24 protein-coding genes are annotated in these 25953 nt (G+C 72.6%); 2 read left to right on the forward strand and 22 right to left on the reverse strand.

What is annotated here, in order from left to right; translation table 11 throughout:
- Positions 1-78 precede the first annotated feature (78 nt).
- The 19 genes from SOM08_RS03190 to SOM08_RS03280 form a co-directional block, all read right to left on the reverse strand.
- Positions 79-957 carry a sugar phosphate isomerase/epimerase family protein gene (locus SOM08_RS03190; RefSeq protein WP_322470038.1) on the reverse strand — a complete coding sequence of 293 codons (879 nt, stop codon included), beginning with the start codon at positions 955-957 and terminating at the stop codon, positions 79-81.
- Positions 957-2141 (reverse strand): dihydrodipicolinate synthase family protein, encoded by a 1185-nt coding sequence (locus tag SOM08_RS03195; RefSeq protein WP_322470039.1) that lies wholly within the window; start codon positions 2139-2141, stop codon positions 957-959. The genes SOM08_RS03190 and SOM08_RS03195 overlap by 1 nt, the downstream gene beginning before the upstream one ends.
- A 1-nt stretch (position 2142) precedes the next feature.
- Positions 2143-3318 carry a Gfo/Idh/MocA family protein gene (locus tag SOM08_RS03200; RefSeq protein ID WP_116958737.1) on the reverse strand — a complete coding sequence of 392 codons (1176 nt, stop codon included), beginning with the start codon at positions 3316-3318 and terminating at the stop codon, positions 2143-2145.
- Between the two features lie 38 nt (positions 3319-3356).
- Positions 3357-4328: a tripartite tricarboxylate transporter substrate binding protein gene (locus SOM08_RS03205; protein ID WP_116958738.1), complete on the reverse strand. Its 972-nt coding sequence runs from the start codon at positions 4326-4328 to the stop codon at positions 3357-3359.
- A gap of 25 nt (positions 4329-4353) precedes the next feature.
- Positions 4354-5709, reverse strand: coding sequence for an enolase C-terminal domain-like protein (locus SOM08_RS03210; RefSeq protein WP_322470040.1), 1356 nt, complete (start codon positions 5707-5709; stop codon positions 4354-4356).
- On the reverse strand, positions 5706-6536 hold the full coding sequence (locus SOM08_RS03215; RefSeq protein WP_322470041.1) for a sugar phosphate isomerase/epimerase family protein: 831 nt from the start codon (positions 6534-6536) through the stop codon (positions 5706-5708). Before SOM08_RS03215 ends, SOM08_RS03210 begins: the two co-directional genes overlap by 4 nt.
- The gene (locus SOM08_RS03220; protein ID WP_322470042.1) at positions 6533-8032 is read right to left on the reverse strand and encodes a tripartite tricarboxylate transporter permease; all 1500 of its coding nucleotides are present in this window, start codon (positions 8030-8032) and stop codon (positions 6533-6535) included. The genes SOM08_RS03215 and SOM08_RS03220 overlap by 4 nt, the downstream gene beginning before the upstream one ends.
- A gap of 12 nt (positions 8033-8044) precedes the next feature.
- A complete protein-coding gene (locus tag SOM08_RS03225; RefSeq protein ID WP_116958741.1) occupies positions 8045-8554 on the reverse strand; it encodes a tripartite tricarboxylate transporter TctB family protein in 510 nt (169 codons plus the stop codon).
- 18 nt (positions 8555-8572) lie between these two features.
- The gene (locus SOM08_RS03230) at positions 8573-9580 is read right to left on the reverse strand and encodes a Bug family tripartite tricarboxylate transporter substrate binding protein (RefSeq protein WP_116958742.1); all 1008 of its coding nucleotides are present in this window, start codon (positions 9578-9580) and stop codon (positions 8573-8575) included.
- 82 nt (positions 9581-9662) lie between these two features.
- A complete protein-coding gene (locus tag SOM08_RS03235; protein ID WP_116958743.1) occupies positions 9663-10313 on the reverse strand; it encodes a TetR/AcrR family transcriptional regulator in 651 nt (216 codons plus the stop codon).
- 118 nt (positions 10314-10431) lie between these two features.
- The gene (locus tag SOM08_RS03240; protein ID WP_116958744.1) at positions 10432-10830 is read right to left on the reverse strand and encodes a DUF4148 domain-containing protein; all 399 of its coding nucleotides are present in this window, start codon (positions 10828-10830) and stop codon (positions 10432-10434) included.
- Positions 10831-11076: 246 nt separating this feature from the next.
- Positions 11077-11826, reverse strand: a complete 750-nt coding sequence (locus tag SOM08_RS03245) for an SDR family NAD(P)-dependent oxidoreductase (protein ID WP_116958745.1) — start codon at positions 11824-11826, stop codon at positions 11077-11079.
- A gap of 7 nt (positions 11827-11833) precedes the next feature.
- Positions 11834-12337: a flavodoxin family protein gene (locus tag SOM08_RS03250; protein ID WP_116958746.1), complete on the reverse strand. Its 504-nt coding sequence runs from the start codon at positions 12335-12337 to the stop codon at positions 11834-11836.
- A 12-nt stretch (positions 12338-12349) separates the two neighbouring features.
- Positions 12350-12862 (reverse strand): CBS domain-containing protein, encoded by a 513-nt coding sequence (locus SOM08_RS03255; protein ID WP_116958747.1) that lies wholly within the window; start codon positions 12860-12862, stop codon positions 12350-12352.
- Between the two features lie 143 nt (positions 12863-13005).
- Positions 13006-13791: a helix-turn-helix domain-containing protein gene (locus SOM08_RS03260; protein ID WP_181936465.1), complete on the reverse strand. Its 786-nt coding sequence runs from the start codon at positions 13789-13791 to the stop codon at positions 13006-13008.
- 158 nt (positions 13792-13949) lie between these two features.
- Positions 13950-14594, reverse strand: a complete 645-nt coding sequence (locus SOM08_RS03265; protein WP_322470043.1) for a response regulator transcription factor — start codon at positions 14592-14594, stop codon at positions 13950-13952.
- 70 nt (positions 14595-14664) lie between these two features.
- Positions 14665-16734 (reverse strand): PAS domain S-box protein, encoded by a 2070-nt coding sequence (locus SOM08_RS03270; RefSeq protein WP_322470044.1) that lies wholly within the window; start codon positions 16732-16734, stop codon positions 14665-14667.
- Positions 16731-17393 (reverse strand): phosphoribosyltransferase, encoded by a 663-nt coding sequence (locus tag SOM08_RS03275; protein WP_322470045.1) that lies wholly within the window; start codon positions 17391-17393, stop codon positions 16731-16733. The genes SOM08_RS03270 and SOM08_RS03275 overlap by 4 nt, the downstream gene beginning before the upstream one ends.
- A 94-nt stretch (positions 17394-17487) precedes the next feature.
- On the reverse strand, positions 17488-18528 hold the full coding sequence (locus SOM08_RS03280) for a hypothetical protein (protein ID WP_116958752.1): 1041 nt from the start codon (positions 18526-18528) through the stop codon (positions 17488-17490).
- A gap of 182 nt (positions 18529-18710) precedes the next feature.
- Between SOM08_RS03280 and SOM08_RS03285 the strand changes: the two genes are divergently transcribed.
- On the forward strand, positions 18711-19166 hold the full coding sequence (locus SOM08_RS03285) for a hypothetical protein (RefSeq protein WP_116958753.1): 456 nt from the start codon (positions 18711-18713) through the stop codon (positions 19164-19166).
- A gap of 67 nt (positions 19167-19233) precedes the next feature.
- On the opposite strand, the gene SOM08_RS03290 is transcribed toward SOM08_RS03285, so the two are convergent.
- The 3 genes from SOM08_RS03290 to SOM08_RS03300 form a co-directional block, all read right to left on the reverse strand.
- Positions 19234-20220 carry an acetyltransferase gene (locus SOM08_RS03290; protein ID WP_322470046.1) on the reverse strand — a complete coding sequence of 329 codons (987 nt, stop codon included), beginning with the start codon at positions 20218-20220 and terminating at the stop codon, positions 19234-19236.
- Complete coding sequence (locus tag SOM08_RS03295; RefSeq protein ID WP_322470047.1) at positions 20217-22907, reverse strand: acetate--CoA ligase family protein; 2691 nt, start codon at positions 22905-22907, stop codon at positions 20217-20219. Before SOM08_RS03295 ends, SOM08_RS03290 begins: the two co-directional genes overlap by 4 nt.
- A gap of 61 nt (positions 22908-22968) precedes the next feature.
- The gene (locus SOM08_RS03300) at positions 22969-24738 is read right to left on the reverse strand and encodes a PHA/PHB synthase family protein (protein WP_116958756.1); all 1770 of its coding nucleotides are present in this window, start codon (positions 24736-24738) and stop codon (positions 22969-22971) included.
- 168 nt (positions 24739-24906) lie between these two features.
- Between SOM08_RS03300 and SOM08_RS03305 the strand changes: the two genes are divergently transcribed.
- On the forward strand, positions 24907-25896 hold the full coding sequence (locus SOM08_RS03305) for a zinc-dependent alcohol dehydrogenase family protein (protein ID WP_116958757.1): 990 nt from the start codon (positions 24907-24909) through the stop codon (positions 25894-25896).
- The last annotated feature ends 57 nt before the right edge of the window (positions 25897-25953 follow it).

Here is a 25953-nt window from a genome sequence, read left to right on the forward strand (position 1 = left end):
CGCGCGGGCGGCGATCCGGCCAGTGTCGGGCAGGCGCCAGCCGGCGGGAAGTGACCCAGGTCACACCGCGCCTGTGACTCAGACCACGCTGCGGTGCCGGGCGATGCAGGTTTGCAGCACCTCGTCGTGCCCGCGCTGCCACCAGTGGCCGGTGGAGAAAATTTCCACCTCGCTGAAGCCACCGAAGCCCTGGTCCTCCACCCAGCCGCGGATGCGCGAGATGTCGATCACGCCGTCGCCCATCATCCCGCGGTCGTTCAACAGGTCGGTGGTGGGCGTGAGCCAGTCGCACACATGGAAAGCCAGCAGGCGCTCGCGGCCCGCGCGTTCGATCTGCGCCTGCAGCTTGGGGTCCCACCACACGTGGTACACGTCCACCGCCACGCCGAGCGCACCGCTGCGCCCGGGGTCGAGCGTGTCGCACACGTCCAGGGCCTGCTCCAGGGTGTTGATGCAGGCGCGGTCGGCCGCGTACATGGGGTGCAGGGGCTCGATGGCCAGCGGCATGCCCTGGCCCTTGGCGTAGTGAAGCAGCTCGGCGATGCCCTCGCTCACCTGCTGGCGCGAGCGCGCGATGTCCTTGTGCGCGGCTTTGCCCGCCAGGGCGCCGGGCAGTGCGCCCACCACCAGCACCAGGCAGGGCGCGCCGAGCTCGCAGGCCTCGTCCACGGCGCGCCGGTTGTCGTCGCGTGCGGCGGCCAGGCCGGCCGGGTCCACGGCGGGGAACATGCCGCCCCGGCAATAGCCCGAGAGCTTCAGGCCCAGGGCCTTCACCTGCGCGGAGACGGCCTTCAGGCCGGCGGCCGCGACCTGGTCGCGCCACGGCGAGATGGCGGGGATGCCGTGGCGCGCCACGGCGTCCAGGATCTGCGGCAGCGGCAGGTCCTGGCCCTGGCTCTTGCGCACCGTCGCGGTGTTGATGGACAGCCAGCGGTGGTCGGTGGAGAAGTCGCGCATCACTCGATCCCGTGCAAGGCCAGCAGCGTCTTCATGCGCCGCGCCGCCAGCTCGGGCTGTTCGAGCAGGTTGGCCGCGTCGGCCAGGCGGAACAGCTCGGCCAGGTGCGGCAGCGAGCGCGTGCTCTGCTGGCCGCCCACCATGCTGAAGTGGCTCTGGTGGCCGTTGAGCCAGGCCATGAAGACCACGCCCGTTTTGTAGAAGCGCGTGGGCGCCGCGAAGATGTGGCGCGACAGCGGCACCGTGGGGCCGAGGATGTCGTGGAACTGGCGGGTGTTGCCCCGCGCCAGCTCGCCCAGCGCGGCGCTGGCGGCGGGCGCGATGGCGTCGAAGATGCCCAGCAGCGCGTCGCTCTTGCCGTGGGTGGCCTCGCTGCCCCAGCCGTCGCCCGCAATGAGTTCGGCGTAGTTGAAGTCGTCGCCCGTGTACATGCGCACGCCGGCCGGCAGGCGGCGGCGCATGGCGATCTCCTTGTCCTTGTCGAGCAGCGAGATCTTGATGCCATCCACCTTGCCGGCGTGCGCGGCGATGATGCCGAGCGCCGTGTCCATCGCGGCGTCCAGGTCCCTGGTGCCCCAGTAGCCGCTGAGCGCGGGGTCGAACATGTCGCCCAGCCAGTGCAGCACCACGGGCTGGCGCGCCTGGCTCAGCACGCGGCCGTAGACGCGCTCGTAGTCGGCCGGTCCCTTGGCCACGCGCGCCAGCGCGCGGCTGGCCATCACGATGAGGCGGCCGCCGAGTTTCTCGATCGCGGCCATCTGCTCCTCGTAGCCGGCGATGACCTCGTCGACCGTCTTCACGTTCTCCAGCACCAGGTGGTCGGTGCCGCAGCCCGAGGCCACCAGCGCGCCGGGGTGGTCCTTGGCGGCGTCGAGCGAGCGGCGGATGAGCTCCAGCGAGGTTGGCCAGTCCAGGCCCATACCGCGCTGCGCGGTGTCCATGGCCTCGGCCACGCCCAGGCCCAGCGACCACAGGCGCTGGCGGTAGGCGATGGTGGCGTCCCAGTCGATGGCGCATTGCAGCCAGGGGTCGATGGCCGCGCGTGGGTCGGCCACCACGTGCGCGGCCGAGTAGGCGATGCGGTTGAATGTCAGGCCCGGCGCGGGCTTCACCGGCGCGCTGCCGCGCAGGGTGTAGGCCTCGATCGCACCCGAGGCGGTGGGCAGTGGCAGGGAGATCGCCATGTCAGACCTTCAGTGCCGGCACGTCGATCCAGCGGCGCTCGCTCCAGCTCGCCAGCGCGGCCTCCACCAGTTGCACGCCCTTGGCGCCTTCGGGCAGGGTCCATTGGTAGGGCGCGTCCTCCACCACGTGGCGGATGAAGTGCTCCCACTGGATCTTGAAGCCGTTGTCGTAGACCTGGGTGTCGGGCACGTCCTGCCACTGCTCGGCGAAGTTCATGGTCTGCTTGACGTCCGGGTTCCACACCGGGCGCGGCGTGTTCACGCGGCTCTGCGCCTTGCAGCCGGTCAGCGTGGCGACGGCGGACCCGTGGGTGCCATCGACGTGGAAGGTCACCAGGTCGTCGCGGTTGACGCGCGTGGCCCAGCTCATGTTGAGCTGCGCGATCACGGGCTCGCCGTTGTGGCCGGTGAGTTCGGCGGTGGCGTAGGCCGCGTCGTCGGCGGTGCACTCGTAGGGCTGGCCGGCCTCGTCCCAGCGCTGGGGGATGTGCGTGGTGCCGATGCAGGACACCGCCTTCACCTCGCCGAACAGGTTGTCCAGCACGTAGCGCCAGTGGCACATCATGTCGAGGATCATGCCGCCGCCGTCTTCCTTGCGGTAGTTCCAGCTCGGGCGCTGGATGGGCTGCAGGTCGCCCTCGAACACCCAGTAGCCGAACTCCAGGCGCACGCTGAGCATGCGGCCGAAGAAGCCGGCGCGGCGCAGCATGTCGAGCTTGCGCAGGCCGGGCAGGAAGAGCTTGTCCTGCACGGCGCCGTGCTTGAGGCCCCGCTTCTGGCTGGCCTCCTGCGCCAGGCGCGCGATCTCCACCGCCTCGTTCAGGTTGGTGGCGATGGGTTTCTCGCAGTAGACGTGCTTGCCCGCACGGATGGCCTTGGCCAGCAGCGTGGGGCGCATCTGGGTGGTGCCGGCGTCGAAGAACACCGTGTCGGCCGGGTTGGCCAGTGCGGCGTCGAGGTCGGTGCCCCAGCGCGCGATGCCGTGCGCCTTGGCCAGGGCCTCGATCTTCTCGGCGTTGCGGCCGATGAGGATGGGGTCGGGCATCACGCGCTCGCCGTTGCTCAGGACGACGCCGCCCTGGGCGCGGATGGCGCAGATCGAGCGGATGAGGTGTTGGTTCATGCCCATGCGCCCGGTCACGCCGTGCATGATGAGGCCGAGTGTCTTGACTGCCATGTGAAGGTCCTTGCTGGTGCTGTCGTCGTGCGGGGGATTCAGTTGCCGACCTGCAGGCCGGCGGCCTTGACCAGGGCCGCGTTGGCCTTGATCTCGTCCTTGATGTAAGCGTCGAACTGCTCGGGCTTGAGCGTCCAGGCGTCGGCGCCGAGCTTGAGGAAGCGCTCCTTCACCTCGGGCGTGGCCAGGGCCTTCACCACCTCGTCGTGCAGGCGGTTGACGATGTCGCGCGGCGTCTTGGCCGGCGCCATCATCCCGATCCAGAAGTTGAACTCGGAGCCGGGCACGCCGGCCTCGGCGGTGGTGGGCACCTCGGGCAGGGCGCTGGCGCGGCGCGGCGAGCCCACGGCCAGGGCGAGCAACTGGCCGTCCTTGATCTGGCCGATGACGGGCGCGATGGGCGAGAAGTAGTAGTCCACGCGGCCCGCGATGACCTCGGTCACGGCCTCGGCCGAGCCTTTGAACGGGATGTTCACCGCGTCGATCTGCGCGGCCATCTTGAACTTCTCAGCGTTCAGGTGCGTGGCGCTGCCCTGGCCGGCCGAGGCGAAGTTCATCTTGCCGGGGTGGGCCTTGGCGTGGGCCACGAGCTGGGGCAGGGTCTTGAGGTTCTTGCTGGGCGCGATCACCAGCACGTTGGGTGTGGAGGAGATCGGTGTGACCCCGGCGAAGTCGTTCGCGGTGTCGAAGGAGAGTTTCGCGAAGGTGGAGGGGCTCACCGTGTGCGAGGACGAGTGGATCATGATGGTGTAGCCATCGGGCGCGGCCGTGGCCACCGCGGCCTGGCCGATGGTGCCGCTGGCGCCGCCGCGGTTGTCCACGATCACCGGCTGGCCCATGCTCTGGCTCATCTTGTCGGTGATGGCGCGGGCGATGATGTCCGTGGTGCTGCCGGCCGCGAACGGCACGATCACGCGGATCGCCTTGTTCGGGTAGCCGCCCTGCGCGGCGGCGGGCAGGCCCAGGGCCAGGGAGGACACGGCCAGGGCCGCGGCGAAGAGGGATTTCATGGGTCTCCTTGGGGGATGGGGAAAGTCAGTCGATGGCCTTCAGGCTGTGCCACAGCGGCGCCGCCGCGCTGGCGAAGCCCGGTGTGTGCAGCGAGCGCAGGTCCAGCCGGCCCTCGCGCACGGCCAGGCGCGGCCGGCCGCCGCCGTTGTCGTAGAAGCCCGCGTGGGCGCTGGCGAAAGCCTGGGCCTCCTCGGCGGGCGCGCTGCCGAAGCCGTCCACGTAGTGGTGGCCGTTGCGTTCGATGTGGCGCACACCCAGGCTGGCGGCGAGCAGCGTGTCCTGCTGCACCGCCAGGCCGGCCTGGCAGGTGAGGTCCTCGCCCGACAGCAGCAGGCGCGGGTCCTGCGCGATGCGCCGCGCGTTGCGCAGCGAGCGGTAGATGCCTTTGCAGGCCTTGCTCGAAATGCCGCGGTAGCCCAGGGCCAGGCCCTCGTCGAGCGCGTGGGCGTGGTCGTCGGACTCGTCGAGGATCACGGGGACGTCGATGCCTAGCGGCGCGATGGGTTCTCGCAGCGCCACGGCGCGCGCCAGCGGCTGCTCCAGCAGCAGGGTGCGCCGCAGCAGTTCGGCCAGCGCGGGCGTGGCGCGCAGCGCCTGCCAGTAGGCGCCCAGGCTGGCGGCGTCGGCGAAGGTTTCGTTGCCGTCCAGCGTGACGCGGTGCTCGGGCGCGTGCGCGCGCAGCACGGCGGCGATGCGCGAGAGGCGGTCCACGTCGGCCTCGACGCGTCCGCTGAGCTTGAGCTTGAAGTGGTGCAGGCCCTGGCGGCGGATGGCGGCTTCCAATGTGGCGGGCAGCCCATCGCCGGGGTCGCTGCCGGGGTCGTCGTCGTTGAGGCGGTCGGCCAGGCCCACGGTGTGGCGCAGCACCACCGCGTCGGGGTGGGCGATCGTGAGGCCCGCGCTCCAGGGATCGCCCAGCGCGCCGGCGCGCAGGCCGTCCACCCACGAGAGGCCGGCCGCGCGCAGGGCCGCGTCGGCCACGGCCTTGTCCAGCAGCGCGGCGCCGAACTGCGCGGCCAGGCGCGGCAGGCCGCGCGCCACCGACACGGCGATGGCCGATTCGCCACCCGACTGCGAGTGCGCGAAGGGCGTGAGTGGATCGCGCTGGGCCAGCAGCGCCTCGCGCGCGTTGCGCAGCGACTCGCGCAGCTGCTCGAAGTTCTGTTCGTGCGTGAGCGCGGGCGACTTGTCGAACCACTTGGGCACCATCAGCTCGGCGCCGGCGCCCTCCACGCGGCGGCCCTGGGCCTCGGCGTGCACGCGCACGAAGGCCTGCGGGCATTGCGTGACGGTGGCCGCGCCGAAGCGAAAGGGCAGGCGCAGCGTGACGTGGCGCTCGTACAGCTCGATGGTGTGCAGGCGCAGGTTCACGCCGTTCATGTCAGTTGGCTCCAAAGTTCGTGCACGTGGCGCGCGCTGGCCTCGGCGCAGCCTGGGCCGTCGGGCATGTAGTCGAAGGGTTCCACCGCCACCCAGCCGGCGTAGCCGCTGTCCTTGAGCGCCTGCAGCACGGGGCGCTGGTCGGTGTCGCCCTGGCCGGGGCCGCGCCGGTTGTGGTCATTGAGCTGCACGTGCGCGATGTGCCCGCTGGCCAGGAAGCGGCGCAGCACCTCGTGCACAGGCTCGCTCTCGCTGTGCGAGGCCGCGCTCACGTCGAGCATGGTGCGCAGCGCGGGCGAGCCGACGCGGTCGACCAGGTCGGCGGCCTCCGCCACGGTATTGATCACCGGTGTCTCGAAGCGGCCCAGGGGCTCCACGCAGTAGGTGACACCGGCCGCGGCGGCGTGCGGCGCGAGCTCGGCCAGCGCGGCCTCGAAGCGCGCGAGCGCGTCGGCCACGCTCTGCCCGGGGCCGGGCGAGCGCTGGCGCGGCGAGCCGTGCACCAGCACGCGCGCGCCGCAGGCGGCGGCCAGGTCGATCAGCTGGCGCAGCAGGTCCAGCGTGCGCCGGCGCTGCGCGGCGTCATCGCTCACCAGCGACAGACCCTCGGGCCGCACCAGCAGCCAGTGCAGGCTGCTGATGGCCAGGCCCTGTTGTTGCGCCGTGTCGCGCCAGCGGCGCGCATCGGCGGCGCGCAGCGTGGAGGGGTCGTCGGCCAGGGTGAAGGGCGCGAGTTCCAGCGCCGCGTAGCCCCAGCGCGCGGCGGCCTCGCATTGCGCGGCCAGCGGCAGCGGGAGCAGCACCTCGTTGCACAGCGAGAGCTTCATGCCGGCGCGCGCCCCGCGCGGGAGGGGCGGACCAAGGACCACACCCGCCAGGCGATGGTGGCGAAGATCAGCGCCGCCACGGCGGCGGCGATGGGCCGGGTGAAAAAGGGCGTGAGGTCGCCGTCGGAGAGGATCAGCGCGCGGCGCAGGTTCTTCTCCAGCAGGTCGCCCAGCACGATGCCCAGCACCAGCGGCGCCATGGGGTAGCCATGGTGGCGCAGGGCGAAGCCGATCAGGCCGAAGGCCAGCATCACGTAGATGTCGAACAGCCGGCCCGCGATGGCGAAGCTGCCGACCGCGCAGAGCACGAAGATGATGGGCACGATCAGGTGCTGGGGCACGCGCAGCACCTGCACCAGGGCCTTGGTGAGCACCAGGCCGTAGATCAGGATGCCGATGGTGGCGAACAGCATCATGGCCACCACGTCGTACACGAACTGCGGGCTCTCCACCATGATCATCGGTCCCGGCTTGACGCCGTGGATGATCATCGCGGCCATCAGCACGGCCGCCGGCGCCGAGCCCGGAATGGCCAGCGTGAGCACCGGGATCATCGCGCCCGGCACGCAGGCGTTGTCGCCGGTCTCCGCGGCCATGAGGCCTTCCACCGAGCCCTTGCCGAACTTCTCTTTTTCCCGGCTGGCGCGCTTGGCGGCGGCGTAGGACGACCAGGCCGCCACGTCCTCGCCCACGCCCGGCACGATGCCCACGCCGGTGCCGATGAGGCCCGAGCGCAGGATGGTGCGCCAGTACTGGAAGACGTCGCGCAGCTTGGGGATGACGGTGTCGAAGGCGCTGATGGTCACCGGCGCCTGGCGCGCGCGCATGCTGGTGAGCAGCTCGGCGAAGCCGAAGGCGCCGACCAGGGCGGGCACCAGCTGGATGCCGCCGGCCAGGTCGCGCAGGCCCCAGGCGAAGCGCTCGTAGCCGTACTGCGGCTCTTGCCCGATGGTGGCCACGAACAGGCCGGCGATGCCGGCGATCCAGCCCTTGAGCGGGTCGTCGCCGGTGAGCGTGCCGGCGATGATGACGCCGAACAGCGCGAGCCAGAAGAATTCGTAGGCGCCGAACTTCAGCGCCAGTCCGCCCAGCACCGGCGTGAGCGTGGCGAGGAAGAACATGCCGATCAGCGTGCCCATCACCGAGCCGGTGGTGGCGATGCCCATGGCGCGGCCGGCCAGGCCCTGGCGGGCCAGGGTGTAGCCGTCCAGGCAGGACGCGGCCGAGGCCGGCGTGCCCGGGATGTTGAGCAGGATGGCCGAACGCGAGCCGCCGTAGATGGAGCCCACGTAGGTGCAGATCAGGATCAGCAGCGCCTGCGAGGGCGGCAGCTTGAGCGTGAGCGTGGTCATGAGCGCCAGCGCCATGGTGGCCGTGAGGCCGGGCAGGGCGCCCATCACCACGCCCACCAGCGAGGCCAGCAGGGCCAGGCCGACCGTCGAGGGCGAGGAGAAGTTGGCGATGGATTGGCCGAACAGGAGCAGACCGTCGAACATGGTGCGGGGGGCTCAGGGAAGGCGAACCAGGAAGATGGACTGGAACACCCAGGTGACCACGGCCGAGGTGAGCGCGCCGGCCAGCAGCGCCACCGCCAGGCGGCGCGCGGGGCGCTGTTCGGGCGGCGCGTACAGCGCCACGAAGGCCGCGACGAAGGCCGCCGTGGCCAGCCAGAACGGCAGGCGCCCGATCAGCACCGCCGCGTAGGCCAGCGTCAGCGCCAGCGTGGCGGCGATGCGGCGGTTGATCAGCGGCGCCGGGCCGGGGTCGGCCTCAGGGGCAGCGCCCGCGCGGGCGGCGTGGCGCCGGCGCATCCAGCCGCGCAGCATCAGCACCGCGCCCAGCAGCACCAGCGCGCCGCCCAGCAGGGCCGGGACGAAGCCCGGCATGGCGTAGAGCTGCGCGCCCATGGACTCGAAGCGCTCCATGCGCCAGGAGCCGATCAGGATCAGCAGGCCAAAGCCCACCCAGCCCGCCCCGCCCCGCAGATCGGAGCGGGCGGCGGTTCCACCCTCGGTCATGTGGGACCCCGCGGTGCGTCAGGGCTTGGGAATGCCCACGGTGTCGGGCGACACCTTGGCCTTGCCGGCGGCCTGCTGCGTCCAGGCGTAGGCCTGGACCGCGGGGAACACGGCCTTCTGCGCTTCCTCGCCCGCCATCGGCGCGAACATGGCGCCGCGCGACTGCGCGTACTTCCTCAGCGCCTCGCTTTTGCTCATCTCGGTGGCCCAGAGGCGGTTGAGCGTCTGCGCCACCTCGGGCGGCGCGGCCTTGGGCACGAAGACGCCGAAGTAGTTGATCGGGTCCTTGAAACCCGGGACGAACTGCGACAGCGGCGGGATGGTGCCGAAGCCCTCGATCTCGATCGACTTGTCGCCCACCACCGCGAGCGGGCGGATTTTTTTGGCGCGGATCATGTCGGTCTGCTCGGCGGCGAGCTGCGTGGTCACCTGCGTCTCACCCGAGGCGGCGGCCACTGCCGCCGGCGCGCCGCCGTCGTAGGTGACGTGCTTGTAGGTGACGCCGGCCGCGCGCGACAGCGCCTCGATCGCCGAGTGGCCGCTGGAGTTCACGCCCGCCGTGGCCACCGAGACCGTGCCGGGGTTGGCCTTCATGGCCTTGAGCAGGTCGTCCATGGTCTTGTATGGCGTGTCCGCGTTGACGCCGACCACCGCGATGTGCGCCACGTTGAGGTACAGGTTCCAGTCGCTGATGGAGGTGTCCAGCATGCCCAGCACCTTGTAGGTGCCCAGGTCCTTGGCGCCACCGGCCGTCCAGGTGTAGCCGTCGGCCGGCGCGGCCAGCGCGTTCTTGGTGCCCACCGAGCCCGAGGCGCCCGGCTGGTTGAGGATGACGATCTTCTGGCCCAGGTGCTTTTCCAGTTCGGCCGCGGTCACGCGCGTGACCTGGTCGGTGGAGCCACCGGGTGCCCAGGGCACGATCAGCGTGATCGGGCGGTCGGGCTTCCATTGGGCGAAGGCGCCGCCGGCGGCGGCGGCGAGCAGAGAGGCGACGAGCAACTGGCGCAGCGGCCGGGCGGTGGTCATGCGATGTCTCCTGGAGGGGGGTTAATTCACCGAACGGTTAATGCTAGGAACCGCTCCCCTCGCCGTCAAGGCGCCCGCCGGCTCAGCCTCTCAGGACATACCCTAGGATCACGTCGCACATGTGCGAGAGCCGTTCGTTGAGGGCCTTGGGGGCCATCAGGTCGCGCCCGAAGATGGCCGACAGCGTGTGGTTGTTCGACAGGTAGAAGTACGCCAGCCCGGCGATCGACACGTAGAGCTGCACCGGGTCGATGCCGCCGCGAAAGCTGCCGTCGGCCTGGCCGCGCTCGATGATGTCCTGCAGCATGAGCACCAGCGGCGAGTTCAGTTCGCGGGCCCGCTCGGACTGCGCCAGGTGCCGCGCCTTGTGCAGGTTGGCGCTGTTGAGCAGGGTGAGGAACTCGGGGTGCTCAAGGTAGTAGTGCCAGGTGAACTCCACCAGGCGGCGCAGCGCGGTTTCGGGCTTGAGGTGCAGCAGGTTGAGCTTGTGCTCTTCCTCGCGGATGTGGTGGTAGGTCTGTTCCAGCACCGCCTGGAACAGGCGTTCCTTGTCCTCGAAGTAGTAGTAGATGAGCCGCTTGTTCAGGCCCGCGCGCTCGGCGATGCGGTCCATGCGCGCGCCGCCCAGCCCGTGTTCGGAGAACTCGTCGCGCGCGGCCTTGAGGATGGTGGCCTGCGATCGGTCGGCGTCGCGCAGGCGCTCTTCGGGGGCCGCTGGGGAGGGCTTGTTCACGCGCTTTAATTCTCTAATGAGTTAATTAAGTCCAGTATCGCAGATCGGATTCTGCGGGACCACGCGGGCGCAAAAGAAAACGGCCCCGCAGGGCCGTTGTCGTGGAGGCGCTGGCCGCTCAGTTCGCGGTCACGGCGGGCTGGCCCGATTGCACCAGCTTGTCGCCGGTCGCGGCGCGCAGGCCGGCGGTGCGGATCTGCTCGACCTGGGCGGGCGTGGCCACCGGCAGGATCTCGCCGCTGGCGATCAGGCCCAGGCGGCGGGCTTCGATGGCTTCGGCGCGAACCTGCGCACGGCTCAGTCCGCTGTCGGCCAGGGTTTCCTGCACGGGGACGATCTCGCCGCGGGCGACCAGGCCGGCCTGGTTGGCTTGCACGGCCTGGGCCTGCACTTCGGCGCGGCTCAGGGTGGATTGGAAGTTGAAGACTTCGTTGCCTTCGATGGGGCCTTCGGCGAAGGCGGCACCGGCGCCCAGGGCGAGGGCGATGGAGAGGGCGAGGTTTTGAGCGGTTTTCATGGCAATTCCTTGAAGAGGGTTGGTTGTTGGTGGTGTTTGTCTGTCAATGCCGTTTTCTGTTTGGCATGGGTGTACTCTAGGGTTTTCCCTTAATTGGAAAAACCACCCCCGGGGCAACGCAGCGTTTCTGTTTCCGCAACGGTGCGGGCCGCGCCCGCCCCGTGATGTCCCTTGACACCCGTCAAGCCCCCGCCGCCGCGCCCGGCCTACGGTGCGCGCATGGTCCTGCCGCCCGCTCGCGCGCGCTCAGCGCGCGAGGTAGCCGCCGTCCACGGGGTAGTAGGCGCCCGTGACGAAGGACGCCGCGGGGCCGCTGAGCCAGAGCACCAGCTCGGCCACCTCCTCGGGCCGGCCCAGGCGCCCCATGGGGTGCAGCGCCACGAGCTGCGCGACCGAGGCGGGGTCGTCTTCCAGGCGCGCGATCATGGGCGTGTGGATGAAGCCCGGGCCGACCGCGTTGAGCCGTATGCCCTGCGCGCCGTACTCCAGCGCGGCCGCCTGCGTGAGCCCCACCACGCCGTGCTTGGCCGCGGTGTAGGCGGGCGCGTTGGCGAAGCCCACCGCGCCCAGGATGGAGGCGATGTTGACGATGGCGCCACCGCCGCCCTTGAGCATGGCCGGGATCTGGGCGCGCAGGCCATGGAATACGCCCGAGAGGTTGATGGCGATCACGCGGTCCCAGGCCTCCAGCGGGTAGTCGGCGGTGGGCGCCAGTTCCCCGCCGATGCCCGCGTTGTTGCAGGCGATGTCGAGGCGGCCGAATTGCTTGAGGCAGCGCTGCACCAGTCGCTCGTGGTCGCGGGGCTTGGCGACGTCGGCGGCGACGAAGAGGGCCTGGCCGCCGCGCTCGCGCACCTGCGCCACCGTGGCCTGCCCGCCGTCGGCGTCGGTGTCGGACACCACCACGCGCGCGCCTTCGCGCGCGTAGGCCAGGGCGATGGCGCGGCCGATGCCCGAGGCGGCGCCGGTCACCAGGGCGGTCTTGTCGTTCAGCATGGCCGCTTCAGCCCATCGCCGCGCTCAGGCGAGCGGTCGTGTGTCCGGGGCGCAGCCGCTCGCCCATGTCGAGCAGGCGCGTGGTGCCGCTGCCCGTTTCCACCTCGCGCGTGGTCAGCGCCAGCGTCGCCACCGGTGGCTTGCCGGTGAGCCGCTGGACCTCGGCGAAGGCGTTGGAGGCGCCGGCCGAGCCCATGGTCACGACCACGGCCACGCGGCGCAGGCGGTGTTCGTGCAGAAAGCTGCGCATCGGCCCCGCCAGGCGGTACATCCAGATGGGTGCCACCAGCACCACGGTGCGGAAGTCCTCGGGTCGGGGCCCCGCGTAGCGGATGCGCGGCCGCCGGCTCAGCAGGGAGTCCAGTACGCAGCGCCAGCTGCCGCTGGCGCCGGCGCGCCGGTGCAGGTCATCCACCTGGCCCAATGGCCAGCCGTGGTGCGAGGCGAGCAGCTGCGCCGCGCGGCGCGATACGCCGGTGTACGAGTAGTGGACGACGAGAATGCTGTCCATGTTGCCCTGGCCTCAGTGCGTGGCCGCCGTGCCGAAGTAGGGGTACACCGGCCGCTGTCCCTGGGGTGGCAACGGGGTCTGGCGGTCCTGGTGTTCGTGGGCGAGGCCCTTGCGCAGCGCGCCGGCGAGCAGCCGCAGTTCCTCGGCCACGGCGGCGAACAGGTCGTCGATGGAGAGCACGCCGACCACGCCGCCGTCCTCGTCGACCACCAGCAGCCGGCGCACGCCGGCCTGCTCCATGGCGCTGGCCGCTTCGTGCACGTCGGCCGTGCCGCGCACCGCGACCGGCGGTGACTTGGCGAGGTGGCCGATGCGCAGGTCGGCGCCCGCCGCGCTGGAGCGCGCCAGGGCGTCGATCACGATGTCGCGGTCGGTCACCACGCCCACCACCTGGGGCGGGTTCTCGCCGGTGACCACCAGCAAGGCGCCGACGTGTTCGTCGAACATGCGGTGGGCGGCTTCGTTGAGGGGGGCGTTGGCGTCGATGGCCACGGCGGCGCGTTGGCACAGGCTGGCGATGTTCATGGGCTTCTCCGGTGAGGTCCTGGGGGCCGCAGGGCGCGGCAACGGGACCCATCTTGGAACGCCGGGCCAGCGCCAGGATGATGCGCGTCAAGTCGCGCGCGTGCGGCGCCGCCGCCGGTCCGACCGGGGGCCGTGGACGCGGGCTAGACCGAGTCGGCGTAGCTCGCGCGCAGGCCCTCGGGGTCGATGATTTCGATCTGGCGGCGGCGCACCGTGACGAAGCCCTGGCGCGCCAGCGAGGACAGGCAGCGGCTCACGGTCTCCAGCGTGGCGCCGAGGTAACTGCCGATCTCTTCGCGCGTCATGCGCAGCTGGAAGGCGCTCGCGGAATAGCCGCGCGCGTGCAAGCGCTCCGACAGGTTGAGCAGGAAGGTCGCCACGCGCTCCTCGGAGCGCGTGCTGGCAATCAGCGCGGCCACGTGGCGCTCGCGCACCAGCTCGGCGCTCAGCGTGCTGGTGAGGTGGTGCAGCACCGAGCGGCTCTCGCCCGCGGCCTCGCTCAGTTCCGCATAAGGCAACACGCAGACCTCGGCGTCCTCGATGGCGCGCACCGTGGTGGGGTGCTTGCCGGTGGCCAGGCCGTCGAAGCCGAACAGCTCGCCGGGCAGGTGGAAGGACATGACCTGCTCGCGCCCATCGCGCAGGCTCGCCACCGACTTGAAGGAGCCGTAGCGCACCGCGTAGATGAACTCGCAGCGCTCGCCGTCGCGGAACACGCTCTGGCCCTTGCGCAGGCGGCGCCTGGCGATCGGCGCGCGTTCCAGCGAGGTGTGCGTGCCCGGCTCCAGCCACGAGGGCAGGCAGACGTGCCGCACCAGGCAGGTGTCGCAGGTGCTGTGGCCGGGCGTGGCGGCCAGCGACGGGGCCGCGGGCAGGGGCAGCGACGAATCGACGAAGTGGATGGGCTGGACAGCGGCTTGAAGTTCCATGCGGGGCTCCTGGCGGGGGCGTCGGGGTGGGCCGGGCGAGTGGTCCGACGGTGGGACATGCGCGTCGGCCGGCGCGCGCCATGCCATGTTCAGTGGCCGGCCGCCGGCCTGGATAGGTACCTGTACCTAGGCGGCCAACCGCTGGTGCGCCGGGGCCTTCAGGTGCGCCGCATGCCGGAGGCGATCACCGCCGCGGCGCTGCGCAGGCCCAGCTTGCGTTTGATGTTGGCGCGGTGGATGTCGACCGTGCGCGCGCTCAGGCCCAGGGCGCAGGCGATCTCCTTGGTGGCTTTGCCCTGGTGCACCAGGTCCAGCACCTCGCGTTCTCGCAACGTCAGTGAATGCTCACCGTCTGTGGCTTCCGTCGTGTCCGGGCGGTGGCGTTTGAGCGTGCGGCTGAGCAGCCGCGCGTTCAGCCGCGGGCTCATCCACAGCTCGCCTTTGAGCGCCGCCAGCGCGGCCGGCACGATCTCGGCGGAGGCGCGCTCCTTCATCAGGTAGCCGCTGGCGCCCAGGGCCATCACCGGCTCGCCGTAGAGCATTTCGTCGTGCATGCTGAGCACCAGCGTGGCGCGCGGCCCCTGGGCCGCCAGCACCGCTCGCACGGTGGCCAGTCCGCTGGAGTCGCTCGTGCCCATGTCGGTGATCACCAGCGCGGGCTGGTGGCGTTCGATCAGGGCCAGGCCGTCGCGCAGGCTGGCCGCGCTGCCCAGCAGGCGCAGGTGGGGGCTGCCGGCGATCAGCGTCTCCAGGCCGAGGCGAACGATGTCGTGGTCGTCGATGACGATGACGGTGTTGTCCATGGAGAACCCGTTCCGATGGAGCGGAAGGCGGCACCTTATGCCCAGCCGCCGCGCGCGCCCCTGATGAAGATCAAAGTTCGTCGGGGGGTTCCGACCAGCGGAGCACCACCTCGCAGCCGCCGCTGCGCCGGTTGCGCAGCGCCAGCCGTCCCTGCAGCGCCCGCGCGCGTGCCTGCATGGACTTCAGGCCCATGCCGGGGTGCGAGGGGTGTACCAGGCTCAGGTCGCAGCCCTTGCCGTCGTCGCGCACCGTCAGGCCGCACAGCGCGCCGGCGCGCGCCAGGTGCACGGTGATGCGGCGCGCCTGGCCGTGGCGAACCGCGTTGGTGACGGCTTCCTGCACCACGCGGTAGACGTGGCCCGCGCTCTCGGCGCGGACGTCGCTGAAGTCGCCGCGCGCGCGCAGCGTGCATTCGATGCCCATGAGCGCGGCGGCGTCGAGCAGGTACTGCTCCAGCGCCTGTTGCAGCGCGCCAGCCTCGCTGCCCGCGGGCACGATGCCGCGCGAGAGCTGGCGCAGCCGCTCGGCCACCAGCTGCACCTGTTCGCGCGACTTCTCCAGCAGCGCGCCCACCAGCGCGGGGTCGTTGCGCCGCGCCGCCGCCGCTTCCAGCAGCAGCGAGACGCCCGCCACCGCGGAGCCCACGGCGTCGTGCAGTTCGCGCCCGATCTGATCCTGGCGGGCGTCCATCTCCCGCAGCAGCATGCGCTCGAAGCGCTGGCTCACCTCCTGCACCTCCTGGTGGGCGGCCAGCAGCGAGGCCTGGAACTGCTCGCGCTCGGTGACGTCGCGCACCGTCACCGAGAGCAGTCGCTCGCCGTCGGCGCGGGGAATCAGGGCCACCGAAAACTCGGCCGCAAAGACGTCGCCCCCCAGCCGCACGCAGTGCCCTGAGACGACGCCGTCGGGTCCGCGCACCGTGCCGCTCAGCACCTTCGCGATCTCCCCCTGGCAGTCCCGCCAGCTCAGCGGCGTGAACAAGGGTTCCAGGCCGCGGCCCAGGATCTGTTCCGGCGTGTGGCCGAAGAGCGCGCGCGCGGCCGGGTTGAAGGCGCGCACGCGGTTCGTTTCGTCGATCAGCAGGGTGGCGATGGGCGCGGCCTGCAGCATGCCCTCCAGGCGCTGCTCGCCCCGCAGGCGGCCTGTTTCGGCGGCCTCGGTGGCCGTGCGCATGCCGTTCAGTGCGGCCGTCAGGCGCCGGCGCACCAGCCAGGCGCCCGCCAGCCCGGCGGCGATCACCAGCCCCATGGGCACGCCCAGGAGCAGCAGGCTTTGCCGGGTCGGCGCGTTGAAGGTCTCGGCGGGCATGCTGACCACCGCCGTCCAGTGCGTGGCCGGTGAGGTCCAGTACGACACCGCCCAGGGCGCGCCGTCCGCGTCGTCGATGCGGAAGCTGCCATAGCCCTCGCGGGCCAGGCGGTCCTGCAGCGCCAGGCCGATGCGCTCGCCTGCCGGTGCCGGCTCCGCTGGTCCGCGCACCAGGTAGCGGCCGCTGTTGTCGACGATGGCCGCCTGCCAGCGCGCTGGCAGCAGCGGGGCCTCGATCAGCGGGTACAGCCGCGACAGTTCGATCACGGCCTGCAGGGCCAGGACCTCGCCATTGGCGCGGATCACCGGCACACCGATGCCCACCACCGGTGTGTCGCGCCCGGGCCAGCTCGTCACGTCGACCACGCCGGTGCGGGCCATGCGGGCCACCTCGGCGAAGGCGGGCGGCGCGGTGCGTGGCGGCTCGGCCCCCGCCGGCGGCGGACTGCTGAGCAGCGCCTGTCCATTGGCGCGCACCAGCACGATGGCGTCGACCTCCAGGTCGCTCGCCAGGGCGGTGGCGGCGCGCTGGAAGTCGCGCAGGTCCTGGCCCTCGGCCGGCAATTGCTGAGCCAGGCGCTGCAGTGCGCCCTGCACATGCACGACATGCGCGTTCACGCGGTGCGACAGGGCCACGGTCCGCGTCATCAGGCGCTGCCCGGTCTCCACCTGCTCGCGATCGATCGCCAGCCAGGCCGCCACCCCGAACAGCAGCAGCGCGGGCAGCTGCAGGGCCAGCAGCATCCACAGCAGCAGCCAGCGCAGCCGGGGAGGGCCGGGAGGCGGCCCGGCCGCCGCCTCTGCGGAGGGGTCGCTCAGCGCCTGCATCATGGCGGCGTGCCCGCTCCCCCGGGCGCCGCGGGGCCCGCCGCGGCGCGCAGCGCGCGCACCACCTCGGCGTCCTCCACCTGCGGAAAGTGGGCGTAGAACTGGCCCACGGCCTGGAAATCGGCGGGCGTGAGCAGGCACACCAGTTCGTCGGCCGCCGGGCGCACCAGCGCCACGCTCTCGCGCGAGCCCACGGGCACGGCGCACACCAGGTGCGCGGGCGCGCGCTGGCGCACCGCGTGCAGCGCGGCGAGCATGGTCGCGCCCGTGGCCAGGCCGTCGTCGACCACGATCACCGTGCGCCCGCGCGCCGATGCGGCGGCGCGCCCCGGCGTGTAGGCGGCGCGGCGCCGCGCGATCTCGGCGAGCTGTTCGCGCCGCACGCGCGCGAGGTAGTCCGCGTCCGCGCCCGCCAGGTTGGCGTGCGGGGCCACGTAGACCCAGCCCGATTCGTCCACCGAGCCCACCGCGAATTCGTTGGAGTAGGGCGCCGGCAGCTTGCGAACGAGCACGATGTCGAGCTCGCCACCGAGCGTCTGGGCCAGGTGCGCCGCCATGGGCACCGCGCCGCGTGGGATGGCGAGCACCAGCGGGTGGCTGCCGCGGTGGTGGGCCAGCGCGGCAGCGAGCTGGCGGGCGGCGTCTAGGCGGTCATGGAACATGTTGGCTCGCTGTCGTGGGCCGGCGCGCGGCCGGGCCCGGCGCGCGGTGGCCAGGCCACTGTAGTGGCCTGGCGGCGCCGCCGTTTGCGCCAGATCAAGGGGGGCGCATGCCGCGCCCTGGCGCGGGCCGGCGCGCCGCCTGCAGGTGGCGCGCCGCCAGACGCAGGTACTGCCGCGCGCGACGGCGCCAGCGCGCCTCGCCCTGGTAGCGCGCCTCGGCCAGGTGCGCGATCGCCAGGCCCGCGCGTTCGCAGGCCCGCAGGGCCTGGTAGAAGTGCACGAGGGCGCGCGGCGGTTCGTCGCCGCTGGCCTGCGCGTAGTGGCGCAGCAAGGTCTCGCCCAGGGCCGGGGCACCGGCGCGCTCGCATTCCAGCGCCAGGAAGCCGACCTCGTCGGCGCCGTCCTGTGTGCGCAGCGCCTTGGAGAACTCCAGGGCGTCGATGATCGCCAGTGGGTCGCCGAGCCAGATGTGCTCCGGCCGCAGGTCGCCGTGGGCCTCGAGCACGCACCCGGCCATGGCCCGCGCCTCGATCAGCGGCGTGCTGGACGCCAGCCAGGCGCGCAGCGTGCCCAGCAGCACGTCCACGCGCGTGCGCGGCAGCCGCCATTCGGGGCGGCCCAGCAGTTGCTCGCAGTCGGCCAGGCGCTGCCACAGCCGCAGGCGGTAGCCATTGGGGTCCAGGCGCGGGCGAGGCTGCCAGCGGTGGAAGCCGGCCAGCTGCCCGGCGATGCGGCGCATGTCGTCCTCGTTGGCCTCGCCGCGCAACAGGCGCTGGTCCAGCATGGGCCCCGGCGGCAGGCGGCGCATGGCCACCAGCCACTCCACCGGCTCGCCCGGCCCGTCCAGGCGCAGGCGGCCGTTCTCGTCCGCCGCCAGCGGCACCAGGCCCAGGTAGACCTGGGGCGCCAGGCGCCGGTTCACGCGCAGTTCCTCGCGGCAGTAGTGGCGCCGCCGCTCGAGCGTGGAGAAGTCTTGCAGGCCCTGGTGCAGCGGCTTCTTCATCTTGTACGCGCGCTCGCCGGCCAGGAATACCCAGGAGAAATGGGTTTCGATGGCCTCGACGGACGAAACCGGCAGGCGATGGTTCGCCGGGTCCCGCAGCGCGGCCACCTTGTCCTGCAGTGTGTGCTTCATGGCAAGCACTATCCGGCCGGTCGCCAGGGCGCGTGCTTGACGGCGGTCAAGGATGCGCGCGCCGCAACGCAGCGGTGCGCGCAGTGGGCGAGCTTGACCGGCATCAATGAACGCCCCGCCGCCCGCGCCGACAGTGTGCAGACGCCCGATGTGGGCGTTTTTGCCTCACACAGGAGGGCGTCATGAACCGATTCATTCCCCCACTGCTCGCGGCCGCCGCCCTGATGGCGGCTTCGGGCCCGAGCGCAGCCGCCGACAAGGAACTGAGCTGCAAGCTCACATTCACGTCCAGGCAGTGGTCGGCCGTGTACTCGAGCGCCGAGGGCGAGGGCACGGTGAGCTGCGACAACGGCGCATCCCTGCCGGTGACCATCAGCGCGAAGGGCATCGGCCTGACCGCGGGGAAATGGAAGATCACCGATGGCACGGGCAAGTTCACCCACGTGTCCGCGATCGAGGACGTGCTGGGCAGCTACCTGGCGGTCAGCGGCGACGCCGGCGTGGCCAAGGCGGGCACCGCGCAGGTGCTGACCAAGGGCAAGGTGTCGCTGGCGCTGGCGGGCAAAGGCGAAGGCTTCGACCTCGGCATCGCCATCAGCGACTTCAAGATCGCCAAGCGCGCGGCCGAAGCGAAGTAGACGAGGCGGACCGCGCCGCCGCGCACGGTCACAGGGTCCGCGCCACGCCGGGTGGGGTTTGCGCGCCCTAAAGGGGTGAGGCCGCAACGGGCCCGCCGGTGCCGAAGGCCTGTTCGAACGCGGCGAGAAAAGCCGCCAGGCGCGCGCGCGGCAAGCGGTCGATGCCGGCCGCCCCCGCGCGGCCCCCGCCACCGAAGCCGCGACACAGGCGGTCCGCGTGCGGCCGCTGCCGGGGCGCCCGCACGTTCACCATGAAGGCGTCGTCCCCGGCCGCGCGCAGCACCGCGCAAGCCCGCCCGGGTTCGCGCTCGATGCAGCGGTAGGCCAGGCTGCCCTGCACGCGCCGCGCCCAGGCCTCGTCGGGCAGCTCATACACCGAACCGGCGGCCAAGCGCCAGCGCGGCGCCAGCGCGTCGGCGCGCTCAAGGTCCTGGCGGCGGCGTTCGATCAGCGCGGCGGCCACGGGCTCGCACCGCAGAAAGTCCAGCGGGGTGGCGTGCGCCCGCATGAGGCTGTGCAGCGCGGCCGGCGCGATCAGCACGTCGGCCTCGGACTCGCCATAGGCGTTGTGGTTGATGGCTTCGCCGAGCGTGCGCAGCGTGGCCAGGTGCGGGTCGTCCAGCCCCGCCGCGTGACCGAGCGCGCGCGCGCTCGCGCCCATGCCGTCGCCGAAGGCGCCGGTGACGGCCCAGGCCGCGTGCGGCCCCCCCAGGTGGCGGTGCACGATGAGGCTGGTGCAGCGCGTGGGTGCGGTCTCGATCACGAGGGTCAGGGCGGGGTGGCGCGGCAGGGGGTCGTCGCCGGCGTGGTGGTGGTCGAAGTACTCGATGCGCACGCCGCGCGCCAGCAAGTCCAGCAGGGGCGCGCGGTTGCGCGCGAGGGAGATGTCGAGCACCGTGACCGTGTCGCCCGGGCCGGCGTCCACGCGCTCGAGCAGCGCGATCTCGCGCTTGAGGCCGGTCACCAACTGCGATTCGCGCGGCCGCGCCAGGCGCAGCTGCTGCAGCGCGCACAGGCCGTCGGCGTCGCCATTGAACACGTCCCAGTGGTTCAAGGCGTGGCCTGGTCGGCGGGGCCGGTGGGCGGCGGGCCGAGCGCCAGCCGCAGCTCCAGCGTGCCGTCGGCGCTGCCGCGCATGCCGAAGCCGATCGCGCGCGCCAGGTTCACCATGCCGTGGTTGCCTTCGAGGCACCAGCCCACCAACTGGCGCGTGCCGCGCGCGCGCAGGTGGTCGATCAGCATCCCCAGCAGCGCGAGGCCCAGGCCGCGGCGCTGCCAGGGCCGCGCCACCTGCACCGCGAACTCGGCGGTGTCGTTGTCGGGGTCGCAGGCGGCGCGCGCCTCGCCGCACAGGGTGTCGCCGGACAGGGCGATGAAGCACATCTCGCGCTCGTAGTCGATCTGGCAGTAGCGCGCCAGCTCGCTGGGCGGTACCTCGCGGCGCGTGAAGAAGAAGCGCAGGCGCAGCTCCTCGGGCGAGCAGGCGGCGTAGAAGCGCGCGAGCCGTTCGCCGTCCTCCGGCCGGATCGGCCGCAGCTGGAGCGCTTCGCCGTCGATGACGGTGATGCGCTCCAGGCCCGAGGGGTAGGGGCGCAGCGCCAGGTGCGCGCCGTCGCGCGTGGTCGCGGCGGGGCGCACGCGCACGCGCGCGTCCAGCGCCAGCGCGCCCTCGGCGTCGACCAGCAGGGGGTTGATGTCGAGCTCGGCCACCGGCGCGAGGTCGCTGGCCAGCTGGCTCAGGCGCAGCAGCACGTCGACGACCGCGTCGATGTTCGCCGGGGGTCGCGAGCGGTAGCCGCGCAGCAGGCGGGCGACGCGCGCGCGGCCAATGAGATCGCGCGCCAGCACGGCGTTGAGCGGCGGCAGCGCGATCGCGCGGTCCGCCCGCACCTCCACCGCCGTGCCGCCTTCGCCGAACAGCAGCACCGGCCCGAACACCGGGTCGCTGGCGATGCCGACGATGGTCTCGACCGCCAGCGGGCGGTGCGCCATGGCCTGCACGGTGAAGCCGGTGAGGTGGGCGTCCGGGCGCGCCAGCGCCACGCGCTCGCGCATGGCCTGCGCCTGGGCGCGCAGCTGCGAGGCGTCGGCCACGTCCAGCACCACGCCGCCCACGTCGGATTTGTGCAGCACCTCGGGCGAGACGATCTTGAGCGCGACCGGGTAGCCGATGCGCGCGGCCGCGGCGAGCGCGGCGTCCAGGTCGGGCACGCGCTCGGTGGCCACGCAGGGAATGCCGTAGGCGCCCAGCAGGCGCTTGGCGTCGAGTTCGTCGAGCCAGTCGCGCCCGCCCGCCAGGGCGGCTTGCACCAGGGCGCGCGCGCCGTCGCGGTCGGGGTAGTGCAGCTCGGGTCGCGACTCGGGTAACTGCAGCAGCGCGGCCTGCGCGGCCTGGTGGTCGCGCAGCTGCAGCCAGGCCGCGGTGGCGTTCTCGGGCGTGTCGTAGCAGGCCACGCCCTGCGCGTCGAACAGCTCGCGCGCGCCGGCCACGCGCTGGCCGCCGAGCCAGCAGGCCAGCACCGGCCGGTCGGCACCGCGCAGCAAGGGCAGGCAGGCCTGGGCGATGTCGGTCGGCGAGGCGATGGCGGTGGGCGCGTGCATGAACAGCAGGCCGTCCACCTCGGGCGCGGCGAGCAGCACCCGCAGCGCGTCCAGGTAGCGCTGCGGCGGGGCGTCGCCAATGATGTCCACCGGGTTGCCGCGCGACCAGTTGGCCGGCAGGCAGGCATTCAGCGCCGCCAGCGTGTCGGGCGCGAGCGTGGCGAGTTCGCCGCTGCCCAGGGTGTCGGCGGCGAGCACGCCGGCGCCACCGCCGTTGGTGAGCACGGCCAGGCGCGGGCCGCGCCAGCGGTGCACGCGCGCCAGTGTCTGTGCGGCGTCGAATAGGGCCTCCAGCGTGTCCACGCGCAGCATGCCGGCGCGCCGCACGGCGGCGTCGAACACCGGGTCGGAGCCCGCGAGCGCACCGGTGTGGGAGGCGGCGGCGCGCGCGCCGTCGGGGCGCCGGCCCGACTTCACCAGCACCACGGGCTTGTTGCGCGCGGCCGCGCGCGCGGCCGACATGAACTTGCGCGCCTGCTTGACCGACTCGATGTAGAGCAGGATGGCGCGCGTGCGGGGGTCGCTGCCGAGGTAGTCGAGCAGGTCGCCGAAGTCCACGTCGGCGCTGTCGCCGAGCGAGACGAAATGCGAGAAGCCAACGCCGCGCGCGTTGGCCCAGTCGAGCATGGCCGTGGCCAGCGCGCCCGACTGCGTGACGAAGGCCAGTTCGCCCTGGCGCGCCTGGCCCGGCGCGAAGCTGGCGTTGAGCGCCTGCCCCGGCACCAGGGCGCCGATGCAGTTGGGCCCGAGCACGCGCAGCAGATGGGGCCGGGCGGCGTCGAGCATGGCCTGTTCCAGGCTGCGGCCGTCGCTGGTGCGGCCTTCGCGCAGGCCGGCGGTGAGCACGATGGCCGCGCGCGTGCCGCGGCGGCCCAACTGGTCCACCAGTTCGGGCACGCTGGCCGCCGGCGTGCAGATCACCGCGAGCTCGGGCGCCTGCGGCAGCGCGTCCACGCCGGTGAACACCGGTGCGCCGTCCAGTTCGAAGGGCTGGCGGTTCACCGCCCACAGCGGCCCGGCGAAGCCGCCTTCGCGCAGGTTGCGCCAGACCAGCGCGCCCACGCCGTCGGCCCGGCGCGAGACGCCGATCACCGCCACGCTGCGCGGCTGGAACAGGTGCTCGAGGTGGCGAACGCTCATGGGACGACCCTCCGTGCGGCGCACTGGGGGGCTGAGCGCCTGGGGAACGGCCCAGCGGCGCTCATTCGCTCACCTCCGCCGCGGGGTCGAACACGTAGGTGCCCGGCGCGGGCACGGCATGGCCGCGCACGCGCAAGCCCGACACGGTCCGGGCCTTCACCCGGCGCGAGGAGTGCGCGGCCAGCCATCGCTGCCAGTGCGGCCACCACGAACCCGGCGAGGCTTTCGCCTGCGCGAGCCAGTCCTGCGGGTCGGCCGGCGCCGCGCGCGGCGCCCACTCGCCCACGCGGTAGGAGGCCTCGGGGCTGGCCAGCGGCCCCTCGGGCGGGCTCACGATGCCCACGTTGTGGCCGCCCGAACTCAGCACGAAGTGGGCGTTCGAGTGCGTCAGGCGCATCAGCTTGTAGACCGATGTCCAGGGCGAGACGTGGTCGCGCTCGGTGGCCAGCAGGTAGAGCGGAACGCGGATGCGGTCCAGGTCGACCGGCTCGCCGCGCACGCGGTAGCGGCCTTCGGCCAGGTCGTTGTGCAGGTACAGGCGGCGCAGGTACTCGCTGTGCATGCGCGCGGGCAGGCGCGTGGCGTCCGCGTTCCAGGCGCGCAGCGGCGTCACGGGCGTGTGCGCGCCCATCAGGTACTCGTGGACCAGCTTGGACCACACCAGGTCCTTGGAGTTGATGAGCTGGAAGGCCCCGGCCATGCGCTGGCCGTCGAGGTAGCCGCGCTCGGCCATGATGTCCTCCAGGAAGGCGATCTGGCTTTCGTCGATGAACAGCCCCAGCTCGCCGGGTTCCTGGAAGTCCACCTGCGCGGCCAGCAGCGTCAGGCTGCGCAGGCCCGGGTCGCCGCGCGCGCCGAGCAGGGCCGCCGCCATGGACAGCAGGGTGCCGCCCAGGCAGTAGCCCATGGCGTGCACGCCTGCGCCGGGGCAGCGCTCCTGCACCGCCGCCAATGCCTGCAGCACGCCGAGGTCCAGGTAGTCGTCCATGCCGAGGCCGGCGTCGGCGCTGCCCGGGTTGCGCCAGGACACCATGAACACGGTGTGGCCCTGAGAGACCAGGTAGCGCACCAGCGAGTCGTCCGGCGTCAGGTCGAGGATGTAGAACTTCATGATCCACGAGGGCACCACCAGCACCGGTTCGCGCCACACCGTGGGCGTGGCGGGGGTGTACTGGATCAGCTCGATCAGGTGGTTGCGCATCACCACCTGGCCCGGCGTGAGCGCGAGCGCCCGACCAGGTTCGAAGGCCTGCAGCCCGCGCGCCTCCCCGCCCGAGGCCACGGCCATGGCGTCGCGCGCCCAGTTCGCCGCGCCGCTGGCGAGGTTGGCGCCGCCGGTGCGCAGTGTTTCCTGCAGCACCTGCGGATTGGTCAGCGGCGAGTTGGACGGCGACAGCATGTCCAGCCACTGGCGCGCCACGAAGGCCGTCACCTCCTCGTGGTGGCGCGAGACGCCGCGCACGCCGTGCGTGGCCTCGTCCCACCAGCGCTCCTGCAGCAGGAAGCCCTGGGCCAGCGCGTTGAAGGGAAAGTGCCGCCACTCGGGCCGGCTGAAGCGCTTGTCCTGGGGCGCGGGCGTCACGCAGTTCTCGCACGGGCCCTGGGCGGCGCGCCAGAGGTAGTGCGCCCAGGCTTGCGCCTTGTGCAGCGCGCTGGCCGACAGCTGCGCCTGCCGGGTGGGCGACACCAGGAGGTGCAGCCACCAGTCGGCCTGGGCCTGCGCCAGCGCGACCGGCGACAGGCCGTTGGACAGCCGGGCGAGCCACAGCTTGAGCGGCAGGTCCATGGGCGGCGGGCCGGTCGTCGTCGGCGGCGGGTCGTCGGTTCGCATGCCGCCATGATCGGCCCCGGCCGCCGCGCGCGCTTGCGCTATGTCAAGGGCGGCGCGGATCGGGCTTGCGCCGCGCCCGGGGGCGTCTAGCATGGGCCGGACGGGAAGCGCCGCCGCCGGGGCGCGCGCCACACCCCGCGCGGAGGGAGTCCATTGAGCGTTTCGAGCATGCGGGCCATGGCCATCGACGCCGCCACCCGGCAACTGGTGCCGGTGCGCCGGCCCGTGCCCGTGCCCGGCCCGCGCGAGGTGCTCCTGCGCGTGCGCGCCTGCGGGGTGTGCCGCACCGACCTGCACATCATCGACGGCGAACTGCCGCGGCGCGAACCGTCGGCCGTGCCGGGCCACGAGGTGGTGGGCGAGGTGGTGGGCCTGGGGCCGCAGGCGCGGCGCTTCGTGCCGGGACAGCGCGTGGGCGTCGGCTGGCTGGGCCGAAGCTGCGGGGCCTGCCCCTTTTGCGCCATGGCGCGCGAGAACCTGTGCGATGCGCCGCTGTTCACCGGCTACGACCGCGACGGCGGCTACGCCGAGTACTGCGTGGCCGACGAGCGTTTCTGCTTTGCCCTGCCCGAGGGCGTCGACGACCTGCACGCCGCGCCGCTGCTGTGCGCGGGGCTGATCGGCATGCGCGCCTGGCGGCTGGCGGGCGGGCGCCGGCCGGCGCGCCTGGGCCTGTGGGGCTTCGGCGCCGCGGCGCACATCGTGTGCCAGATCGCGGTCGCGCAGGGACAGCAGGTGCACGCCTTCACGCGGCCCGGCGATGCGGCGGCGCAGGCCTTCGCGCGCCGCCTGGGCGCGCACTGGGCGGGCGCCAGCACCGAGGCGCCGCCGGACGGGCTGGACGCGGCGCTGATCTTCGCGCCCGACGGCGCCCTGGTGCCGGCGGCGCTCGCGGCCGTGCGCAAGGGCGGCGTGGTGGTGTGCGCGGGCATCCACATGAGCACCATCCCGGCCTTCGACTACCGCCTGCTGTGGGGCGAGCGCGAACTGCGGTCGGTGGCCAACCTCACGCGCGACGACGGCGAAGCCTTTTTCCACCTGCTGCGCGAGGTGCCCGTGCAGACCCACGTGCAGGCCTTTGCGCTGGAGGAGGCGCAGGCCGCGGTGCAGGCGCTGCGCGACGGGCGGCTGCAGGGCGCGGCGGTGCTGGTGCCCTGAGCGGTGGGCGGGCGCGCGCAGCTTGCGCCACATCAACAAGCGCCGCGCGGGCGCGGC

Source organism: Hydrogenophaga sp. SNF1 (assembly GCF_034421675.1).
Lineage (GTDB): Bacteria > Pseudomonadota > Gammaproteobacteria > Burkholderiales > Burkholderiaceae_C > Hydrogenophaga > Hydrogenophaga borbori.